Below are 2,012 nucleotides of genomic sequence, written 5' to 3' on the forward strand. Positions count from 1 at the left end.
TATAGCGCGGCAATCAGGATGAGACGCGGGCGACAATCTGGATGAGATTCTTAGGTCGCGGTGGGGATCAAGTTATCACGCTGATTGTCGCTGACAAGTTCTTCGTCGTTTTCTGATTGCCGTTCCGCGACAGACAGCGTTGAGGTCCTGATTGTCGCAAACGAGGCCGGTCGGCCGCGTTGGCGTTTTTCCTCAAGTGCAGTTCTGCGGCGATAGCTTTCGACGTTCATCTCGAAGATCGTGGCATGGTGGACGAGCCGGTCGACTGCTGCGAGTGTCATGGCCGGATCGGGAAAGACCCGGTTCCACTCTCCGAACGGCTGGTTGGCGGTGATCAGGATCGACCGGTGTTCGTATCGTGCCGAGATCAGCTCGAAGAGCACGCTTGTTTCCGCCTGGTCCTTGGTGACGTAGGCAAGATCATCAAGGATGAGCAGGTCGTACTTGTTGAGCTTGTCGATGGCGGATTCAAGCTGCAACTCCCTTCGGGCGACCTGGAGCTTCTGCACGAGATCGGTGGTCCGGGTGAACAGGACCCTCCATCCGTTCTCGATCAGGGCCAGGCCGATAGCGGCGGCGAGATGGCTCTTTCCTCCGCCGGGCGGACCGAACATGAGAATATTGGCTCCTTTGGCAAGCCAACTGTCGCCGGCGGCGATTGCCATGACCTGTGCCTTGGAGACCATAGGCACGGCATCGAAAGCGAAGCTGTCCAATGTCTTGCCGGGCGGCAGGTGCGCCTCGGCGAGATGCCGCTCAATCCTGCGATGGGCCCGTTCCGCCAATTCGTGCTCGGCAATCGCCGACAGGAAGCGAGCGGCCGGCCATCCTTCCCGGTCCGCCTGTTCGGCAAATCGTTGCCACAGGGTTTTGATCGTGGGCAGCCGGAGCTCGTTGAGCATGATGCCGAGACGTGCTTCATCAATGACTTGGGCGTTCTTCATGCCGCTTCTCCTGTCCCGATCAAGGCCTCGTAGCCATTGAGCGATGCGAGTTGCACATGAACGGTCGGCAGCTTGGCCGGGTCCGGACTGAAGAGCGCTCGCATGCAAGCCAGATCGGGTAGCTGACCGGCATCGAGTGTCCTGGCCAATTCTTCGGCAAGTTCACGCTCACAGCCGCGGTCATGGGCCAGCGCCAGGAGTTCGACGGTGATCTTGCAAGCCTGCTTATCGGGAAGATGTTCAGTCAGGGCTTCGAAGGCCTTGCGATATTCCTCTCGCGGGAAGAGCTTGTCGCGATAAACGAGGCCGCGGAGCGCCATCGGCTTTTTGCGCAGGGAATGGATGACGTGATGGTAGCTGACGACCTGGTCGTGCCGCCCGTCGGGGTGGCCGCGTCCGCGGCGCAACGTCATCAGGTGCGTCCCGCCGACAAAGACATCCAGCCGATCGTCGAACAGGCGCACCCGTAACCTGTGGCCGATCAGACGGGATGGCACGGTATAGAAGACTTTGCGCAAGGTGAAGCCGCCCGTCCGGGACACCGTGACGACAATCTCTTCGAAGTCCGTGGTCCGGCGCTCGGGCAGTGCCTGCAGATGTGATCGTTCTGCATCAATGCGCTTGCCATGGGTAGCATTGCGACGGCTGACGATCTCGTCGACAAAGGCGCGATAAGAGCCGAGATCGTCGAATTCCTTGGTCCCCCGCATCAGGAGGGCGTCATGGACAGCGCTCTTGAGATGACCGTGAGAGCTCTCGATCGAGCCGTTCTCATGCGCGACGCCTTTGTTGTTGCGCGTCGGCGTCATTCGATAATGGGAGCAAAGCTGGTCGTAACGGTGTGTGAGATCGACCCTGGCATCGGCGTCGAGGTTGCGGAATGCCGCCGAAAGGCTGTCGCTTCGATGATAAAGCGGCGTACCGCCCACGGACCACAGGGCATTTTGAAGCCCTTCAGCCAGCGCGACAAAGCTTTCGCCGCCGAGAATGACATGGGCGTGTTCAAAGCCCGACCAGACAAGCCGGAAGTGATAGAACAGGTGATCAAGCGCCTGGCCGGCGATGGTT

Annotated in this window: 2 protein-coding genes; both read right to left on the reverse strand. The window is 59.9% G+C overall.

What is annotated here, in order from left to right:
- Window positions 1-50 precede the first annotated feature (50 nt).
- On the reverse strand, window positions 51-944 hold the full coding sequence (gene istB, locus ASB65_RS19135) for an IS21-like element ISRel5 family helper ATPase IstB (RefSeq protein WP_060725076.1): 894 nt from the start codon (window positions 942-944) through the stop codon (window positions 51-53).
- Window positions 941-2,012, reverse strand: a 1,072-nt coding sequence (locus tag ASB65_RS19140; RefSeq protein WP_060725077.1) for an IS21 family transposase, incomplete at its 5' end; no start/stop codon positions are given. The genes ASB65_RS19140 and istB, both read right to left, overlap by 4 nt.

Origin of the sequence: Agrobacterium tumefaciens str. B6, from assembly GCF_001541315.1 — a bacterium.
Taxonomy (GTDB): domain Bacteria; phylum Pseudomonadota; class Alphaproteobacteria; order Rhizobiales; family Rhizobiaceae; genus Agrobacterium; species Agrobacterium radiobacter.

Bases quoted from the DNA above. Each gene is read 5' to 3' on its own strand.
- istB (WP_060725076.1), bottom strand. From the start codon at position 944: ATGAAGAACGCCCAAGTCATTGATGAAGCACGTCTCGGCATCATGCTC.